The following is a 7,367-nucleotide window of genomic DNA, read 5'->3' as shown; positions in this document are numbered from 1 at the left end:
GCCACCCGCTACGACAAACTCGCCGTGCGCTATGAAGCCACCCTCACCATCGCCGCCATCAACCAATGGCTCCGCGCCCTACGAAACACGACCTAGTTAGCCCGGCTCACGGGACCTGATCCCGTCACCCGCTTCAACCTTACTGTTCGAGCCTCAAGAATTTCCGAATCGGAGTCATCAGCACCCGCTCATCGGCTATGACAGTGCGCCGAGGCCGACCGAGTGAGTCCACGAGTCGATACCGTCGGAGCCGCCGAAGCGGTCACGGAGCATGGGCCGATCAAAGCTGCAACGACGGCTGTCGATTCGACACCCTCATCATCCGCCGCTACAGCGATAAGCTGCACCGATGCGCCTGGCCGTTCTCGGACCACCCGGCTCCGACCGGAAGACCATCGCCAGCACCATCGCCGCGCGTCTCGGCGTTCCCTGCATCAGCCTGGCGGACATTGTCCAAGCCGAGATTCGGGCGAGTACCCCGGCCGCGCTCCAGGCCCTGCGGCACATGAACGCCGGTGAACTCGTGCCGGAACCGGTACTCCTCTCGATGATCCGCAACCGCCTCACCCAACCCGACGTCGCTGCTGGCTTCGTCCTCGACGGCACCCCCAACCAAGCCATCACCGCAGTGGCGCTCGACACCCTGTTGTCAGACCTCGGCGCACCGATCGACCGAGCGATCGACCTCGTCCTGCCCGACGCCGAGGTTCTGCACCGCCTGGCCGGCCGCCGCACCTGCCGCGACTGCGGCCGAACCTGGCACACCGAGAGCGCCGCCCCCACACGCCCCAACATCTGCGACCACTGCGGAGGCGAACCGGTCCAACGCCACGACGACACCCTCGAACGCATCACCGCAGGCCTGCAGTCCTACCGACCCGCTGCGGCAACTACCCTCAACCACTACAGCTCTCTAGGCAAGCTGTTCTCCGTCGACGCCACCCTCACACCAGAGGGGATCACTACCAAGGCAGTCGCATGACCCCATCCGCTCGCCCTCCAGCGAACGCAGAACCGCCAATGACGCACCAGCAAAGTGAGCTATCCGGATCCGCCGAAGAGGTCACGGTGCGCGGGCGGCCGAAGGCGCTCGTCACATGGCCCGTACCGACGTTCACCGACCGGAGCGAGTGCAGCAGCGAGATCCGCCGTTGCGTCGCTGGTTTACCGACATCCACCGACACGGCTCCGGCTCCTGCGACCTTGACGAGTTCCTCGCCTCGCCCGATTGGAACCGCACTCGTTGCTATCGGCAGCCGTCGGCTCAGGCTCCGAACCTTTGCGGCTGTCAGCTCTGCACCTTTCAGTCGCACCGCAAGCTCGCCCGCCGGCAGGAGCGCGTCGCCTGGCGTTCGATCCGTCGGCAGCTACTCGCCGAGCACCGGGGCGGCGAGCGCGACCTCGACGTGCCCCCGATCTGCGGGAAGGCTTGGTAGCAGAGGAGTGCCGGCAGTCCGTGCCAGGTTCTGTCCGCTACCAGCTGGATCATGATGGGTATCCGCCGTCCTTGACTGCCGCATCCGGACCTGCCGTTGGGGTCGCTGAGACGCCGCTTGCGACCTCGACGCTTGTGATTGCTTCGGCAACCTTCTCGATCTGCTCGTGCAGGTGCGTGACAGGGGCCGCCAGGTCGACCCTGTGCACGACGATGTGCACGCCGCTTCCCGTGAGCTGGTAGGTCACCGATTCGGCTCCTGCCGATGCGTAGACGAGGTGGCCGCGGGGCAGGTTGAGCGTGGTGCAGTAGGCGAGCAATTGGTAGATGTCGTCGCGGGGTGGGGTGTTGCCGGGTGCCTTGTATTTGGCGTCGATGACGGCCAGGCACTGGCGCCCATGCCACCAGGTGATGTCTGGCCGCACCAGGGGCAGCCGGCGGTCACGGTCGAGGTGCATCTGGTGTTGGCCGGTGACGGTTCCGCCGTAGCGTGTCTCGACGGCATGTCGTAGGGCTGTGGTCAACCAGTCTTCGAAGACGGTGTTGAGGTCGAAAACGAAGCCGGCGGCGAGGGTTGAGCCGTGGGAGTGTTCGATGCTTTCGCCAGCAAGGATCAGCCGGGCGAGCCGCAGCGCCGGTTGGTAGCGGTTGTTGAACCGGTTGGACGAGGCTTCGGGTATGGGGGCGCCCGCCGTGAGGGGGGTGACGTCGGCGAGTGCGGCCGCGATGCGGTGCAGGGCGTTGCAGGTGGCCGGGGGAACGCCGGGTAGGCGGTGCAGGCGGCGTACGGCCGACAGCAGGATCTGGTTTTCTGGTATGTCCGTGTCGTAGTCGTCGTAGCGCACCTCGACGGGTAGGGCCAGTCCCGGCCGAGTTCTCAGTTGGTCTGCCTCGCGGAGTCGGCCGCGCACCAGCGGCAAGGCCTCCTCGACGGTCCGGTATCCCTGCAACAGGCCTGGGGCTAGTGCCTGGTAGGTGGCGGTGGCGAAGGCGACTGCCATCGCTGGCACGAGGTCGTGTTCGGGGGTCAGGCCGACGGGCTCGGTGCGCCAGCCTCGAGGGTCGCGGGCGTAGCCGAGCAGCCACAGCAGCCGAGCGATTCCGATCTTCGGCCGTACGTGCAAATCGACGTGTTCATCGCCGCCGATGATGCGGGCCGCGCCGACCATGGAGCCGGAGCGCAGCAACAGCCGCCCGTCGAGGGTGAGTGAGGTGTCAACGAGCTTGGTGGCTTCCATCGCCCGGGCGACGGCAGGAGTCGTCGGCTCGCACTCGTACGTCTGGTGCTCGCGTAGGCTGACGAGCCTCACTGTGCTGTGTCTCCGGCGTGTTGGCGGGGCAGATGCACGGGGGTGGGAACGGCGGCCTGCTTGAGGCGTTTGCGGAGTGCGTCCAGGCCGTAGCGGAGGTTGATGTCGGTTCCGTCGCCGAGGTGGCGTTCCTCGAGCAGGGGCATGATGGCGTTCTTCCAGATCCTCGCCAGCCCTTTCTCGCTGGCGGCCTGGGTTGTCATCAGGTAGGACGGGCCGACGGCGGCGTCACGGTCCCCGATGGCGCGGTTGAGCTCGTCGAGTAGGTCCGCGCGGTCGGCGGGGAGGTTGTGCTTCTTCAGCCACTTGCGGAGCAGCCCGTCGAGGGGTGGCTTGCCGGGGAACAGCGGCTGGAAGTAGAACCGGCGGCGCATGGCGGCGTCCACGAGGGCGATGGACCGGTCGGCAGTGTTCATGGTGCCGATCAGGTAGACATTCGGTGGGAGTTCGAAGTCTTCGGTGGGTGAGTACTGCAGTTGGATGTTGCGGTTGCGGTACTCGAGCAGGAAGTAGAGCTCCCCGAAGACCTTGGCGAGGTTGGCCCGGTTGATCTCGTCGATGATGAGGATGTAGGCCTGGGACGGGTCGTCCTTCGCGTCCGCAACGAGTTGTTTGAAGGGCCCGGGCTCGAGTGCGAAGCCAACCCCGCCGTCGGCGGCGGCCCGGGGGCGGAAGCCTTCGAAGAAGTCCTCGTATGAGTACGAGGGGTGGAACTGGACGAGCCGGTAGGCGTTGTCGGCCTGCCCGGTGAGGAACTGGGCCAGCGCCTGGGCCAGATAGGTTTTGCCGGTGCCGGGCGGGCCGTACAGCACGATCTGCTTCTTCTCCCGCAGCAGGTCGACCGTCTCGCTGAGCCACTCCCGATCAATCAGCAGCTCGTCGGCCAGGTCGGCGGTCGGCTCGGGCAACTCCACCTCGGCCACCTCGAGCTGATCGTCGGCATCCTCCTCCCTCGGCTGGTCGTCCACTTCGGCGAGGGCCGCGAACTCGGCGACGTAGGCGCCGAGGTCCGTCACGGTGAGCTGACCGGACAGTTTGCTCCGCGCCTCGGCGGACAGCTCGTTTCGGGTGAATGGCGCGTCGGGATTCGCCCAGGCAACCTTTCGTCGACGGTTCGACAGGTCGTCGCGCGTGTTCACCCAGGTGGCGGGGCCGGTGATGGTGCCGACATACACCTTGGGCCCGTCGACGGTGACGACGATGTCGCCCTCGCTCATCCGGTTGAGGAACCGATCGAGCACCCCCACGTGCAGACCCCGCTGGGACGGTGAGAAGTCCGGCAGCGACTCGCGTAGCTGCTGGTCCAGTTCCGCCTTCGACAGGCCGGGCGTCAGTTCTGGCAGCCCGGGATACGCGATGGAGCAGAACCCTTCGGTGAGCCATTGGCCGATCAGGTTGTGTCCGTGCACCTTCGCGCCTCGTACCAGCCATCCCCGCGGTCCCTTGCCGTCGCCAGCCGGCGCGGTCTGCTGCCGCCACCGGTCAACCCAGGGCGGCTGGTAGAAGTGGACCAGCGTGCCAGCCTTCTCCGACAGCACCGTCCGCAGCTCCGCCAGGTCTCGATCGATGTCGCCGCTCGGGTGGGACAGCTCGTCAGCGAACGCGGCCACGATGAGCTTCTTGTGCCGCCGGGAGGCGACCGGCGGGAAGGTGTCGGGAAACGCGAGGTTCAGCAGGACGTTGCGTTGGCTGTAGGCGCTGTTGATTGGAATGCTGTCCAAGACGTCCTTGAAGGCCCACGGGTCGCGTAGGGCCGCCTGCTGACGGTCGGCCGGCAGCTGCTTCCACGCCTGCACGAGCCGCACGAGCCACGCGATCTGCCGGTCCCGCTGCGTCATGTATGCCGCGCCGGCCCGCACGACGCCGGCATCGAGAACCGCGTCAAGGTCTGCGGGGACCTCGACCGGCTCGGGCAGCAACGACAGCGCCCCATGGATCACGGCACGTTTCGCCGCGCCGCCGATGTCGCGTGGCAGCAGCAGATGCAGGTAGATCAGCTCGCCCATGAGCTGTACCGCCGTGGGCGGTGCTGCGGCAAGCTGCCCCTGTAGCTTCCTGACGAAGCTGCCCCTGCCCGCGTCAGGCTGCCGGACAAACCCGGTGTACAGCTGATCCGCTGCCTCGGCTGTCCACACAGCCCGGCCAGGCGTGAAGGCCGACCCGTCACCGGCGAGACCGGCGTCAATCACCCTGCGGGCGGCGGCGTAGACAGCATCCTCGTTCACGGCGCTCCTCTGTCGTTTCGAGGTGGCCGACGCGCAACTGGTCGGCACTCCCGTAGCGTGTGGCAATGTAAGGCAAGTTAATGGCCAACGGGCCTCATGGACCGCCGCCCTGAGGAACTCCTACCCGTCGTGGTGCGCCAATCATCGGATGACACGCTGGCGGCAGACGTTGCAGCCTCCAACCCGCCTGCTGATCGCGCCGTCAGCACGATGCACGTGCGACCTCCGACGCCGCCAACTCGCAGCTACTACACGTCACGGTTAGCCAGATGTTGGACATGGTCGGGTGCGCTGTCAGCGTCCACCGCGGGATCGGTTCTGATCCGGTCGGTCTTGCCAGCTCAGCACATCGTCCAGTCTTCGACGGCAACAACCAGTTCCTCTGCCCGAGCAGTCGAAATCTTGTGTCGCTTGGCAATCTCCGACAACACCGCCTCCTCACTGACTTCGACGTTGTCCTCGGTTGCCTGGTTGAACTCGGCATTCAGCACGTAAGCCTGCTCCGTCGGAAGCCTGCACTTGTTTGGCTGCGCCAGCTTCTCGCGAAGCGTGGCCGCATTGAGTTGGTAGCCCCGCCAGGTCGCCGCATCCCCTGTGGCGGCCTCCGACCAGCGGCCGCCGGGTGCCCACTCGAACACCGCGTAGCTTGGCAAGACTTCACGCCGGTCGTAGGTGACCACGATCGACAGTGCTTGCCAACCTTGCCCCCGATGGCGCTCCACAACTTGCGATGCCACAGCTGTAACCTGCTGCTCACTGACCGGGAAGGTGCGCAGCTCGGCCCGCAGCGCCAGGCGCCGAGCACCGGAGCCGGCGCTGACGTCCCGTCGCTCGAAGATCTCGTAGGCAGGCAAGCTTGGTCCAGGCGCCACCTCACTGGTTCCCGCCGTCGAGGGCGTACCAGCCGTCGAGGCCGGGGCTGTGGGCGCAACGGCGGTGCTACCGGGATCAGGACGGCGTGACGACGCGGCTGGCTGGGTGCCCGGACTAACCGAAGCGGATTGCGGCGTTGAGGTGTCACCAATGACCAGCCCGATCGTGGCCAGAGTTGTTGTGCCCGCGCAGCACAGGAACAGCACACCCACCGCCACCAGGAGCAGGATCACCCACGGCCTGAGACCCTTCCGGGAAGCGGCGGCAGGAGATGCCGACGGTACCGGCGGCCGCCACACGGGCGGAAACCCGTCGCGTTGAGACGGCTGCCCGCCTGAGGGCCCAGGTTGATCCGGCAACTGTGACACAGCACCTCCCATCAGGTGGGCGTACTGCAATTGTCGCCGTCGACCCGACCCGGCACGCTCCGTCGAACAGCGGAACGACGAACCCAACGATCGGCGCAACCTGCCCGCTTAGCGATATGACGACGCGTCAGATGCCTCAACTCCTTGTCGACCTGAATGGCGACAACTTCGGGCGTGCCGAAGAGGTCACCGAACAGGAAGCCCTGCTCAGAAATCTGCCGGTGGGATCCAGGTTTCAACTCGCGGGATACCGACGCCGCCACGACAGCACCCAGAGCCGCACATCGATGCGCCACGGCCTCGTGATCGACGTTGGCCGGCCCCAGTCCGACAGCCGGCACCAGCCAGGCGGGGAGAAGCGAACCCTGACTACTTCGGTCTTCTCTGGATTCGTCGCGCAGGACCCGCGCCCGCGTGGGCGCCGGACACGGGATGCGGAGCCTCCCCCATGACGCGCGGCAGGCCATCAGCCGCAGTAGTCCTCGAACTCCCACAGGCCAATCCGACCGACCTTCTGAGCGAGCTCGACGCGGCGGGACGCCTCGATGTTCCCGATCAGCTTGCGCAAGGCTGCCTCGACCGTCGCCGGCGAGAACTCTGCCACGAACAGCCAGTGCCGCCCCAGCAGGAAGGATTGCTTGGCCAACAGGTCGACCAGGGCGGCAGGCGTGCACGCAGTGACCTGGTAATGCTCCTCGCCTGGCTCGCCGACGACACCGACATACACCTCGGCGAGCTGCACGGTGTTGACGCGATCGAAGGGCTGGCCAGTTTCGAGGTCCGGGAACCGGACCTGCCGCACTTCCGCACGCATGGGGGCAAGCTACCGCCTGACCCGTCCCGACGACATGTGCATTACGAGATCAAGACGGGCGCCTCGCCGAGCAGCGCGGATGCGCTTCTAGCAGCGGAAACACCTCTCGGCATCTGACACCGCTCCCCCGTCGTCCGTCGACCTCTTGCGGACCAGATGCGGACCGCTCACCTGAGTCTGGGTAAGCCCTACGCATACCCTCGATCATGAGGGGCTCCACCAGACTCTTGGTGTGCGGGTGTCATTTAGGGGGTGTCTCAGTTGGTGAGGTTGTGGCCTCGGGCATGATCTTCTATTTGTGGCGGATGTTGTCGGGGACATGATCCAGACTTGGGCGCCGGA

At 66.3% G+C, this 7,367-nt stretch carries 6 protein-coding genes; 1 reads left to right on the top strand and 5 read right to left on the bottom strand.

Features of this window, described 5'->3' with window-relative positions; all coding sequences use genetic code 11:
• Positions 1 to 349: 349 nt before the first annotated feature.
• Positions 350 to 982, top strand: a complete 633-nt coding sequence (locus FB455_RS33910) for an adenylate kinase family protein (protein WP_114919822.1) — start codon at positions 350 to 352, stop codon at positions 980 to 982.
• A 503-nt stretch (positions 983 to 1,485) separates the two neighbouring features.
• On the opposite strand, the gene FB455_RS33905 is transcribed toward FB455_RS33910, so the two are convergent.
• The 5 genes from FB455_RS33905 to FB455_RS33885 all read right to left on the bottom strand — a co-directional run bounded on the left by FB455_RS33905 (position 1,486) and on the right by FB455_RS33885 (position 7,025).
• A complete protein-coding gene (locus tag FB455_RS33905; RefSeq protein ID WP_083791358.1) occupies positions 1,486 to 2,673 on the bottom strand; it encodes an McrC family protein in 1,188 nt (395 codons plus the stop codon).
• Between the two features lie 68 nt (positions 2,674 to 2,741).
• A complete protein-coding gene (locus FB455_RS33900; protein ID WP_145755800.1) occupies positions 2,742 to 4,970 on the bottom strand; it encodes an McrB family protein in 2,229 nt (742 codons plus the stop codon).
• Between the two features lie 341 nt (positions 4,971 to 5,311).
• On the bottom strand, positions 5,312 to 6,076 hold the full coding sequence (locus FB455_RS33895) for a hypothetical protein (RefSeq protein ID WP_145755799.1): 765 nt from the start codon (positions 6,074 to 6,076) through the stop codon (positions 5,312 to 5,314).
• Between the two features lie 146 nt (positions 6,077 to 6,222).
• The gene (locus FB455_RS33890) at positions 6,223 to 6,474 is read right to left on the bottom strand and encodes a hypothetical protein (RefSeq protein ID WP_145755798.1); all 252 of its coding nucleotides are present in this window, start codon (positions 6,472 to 6,474) and stop codon (positions 6,223 to 6,225) included.
• 203 nt (positions 6,475 to 6,677) lie between these two features.
• Positions 6,678 to 7,025 (bottom strand): immunity 8 family protein, encoded by a 348-nt coding sequence (locus FB455_RS33885; protein WP_114919821.1) that lies wholly within the window; start codon positions 7,023 to 7,025, stop codon positions 6,678 to 6,680.
• Positions 7,026 to 7,367: the final 342 nt, after the last annotated feature.

The sequence above is a fragment of the Micromonospora sp. CNZ296 genome (assembly GCF_007827635.1).
Note: the sequence above shows the minus strand (reverse complement) of the source record. Positions and strands in the feature narration are given on the sequence as shown.

Excerpts from the sequence above, each read along its gene's own strand:
- FB455_RS33910 (WP_114919822.1), top strand. The coding sequence starts at position 350 with ATGCGCCTGGCCGTTCTCGGACCACCCGGCTCCGACCGGAAGACCATC.
- FB455_RS33905 (WP_083791358.1), bottom strand. The coding sequence starts at position 2,673 with ATGGAAGCCACCAAGCTCGTTGACACCTCACTCACCCTCGACGGGCGG.
- FB455_RS33885 (WP_114919821.1), bottom strand. The coding sequence starts at position 7,025 with ATGCGTGCGGAAGTGCGGCAGGTCCGGTTCCCGGACCTCGAAACTGGC.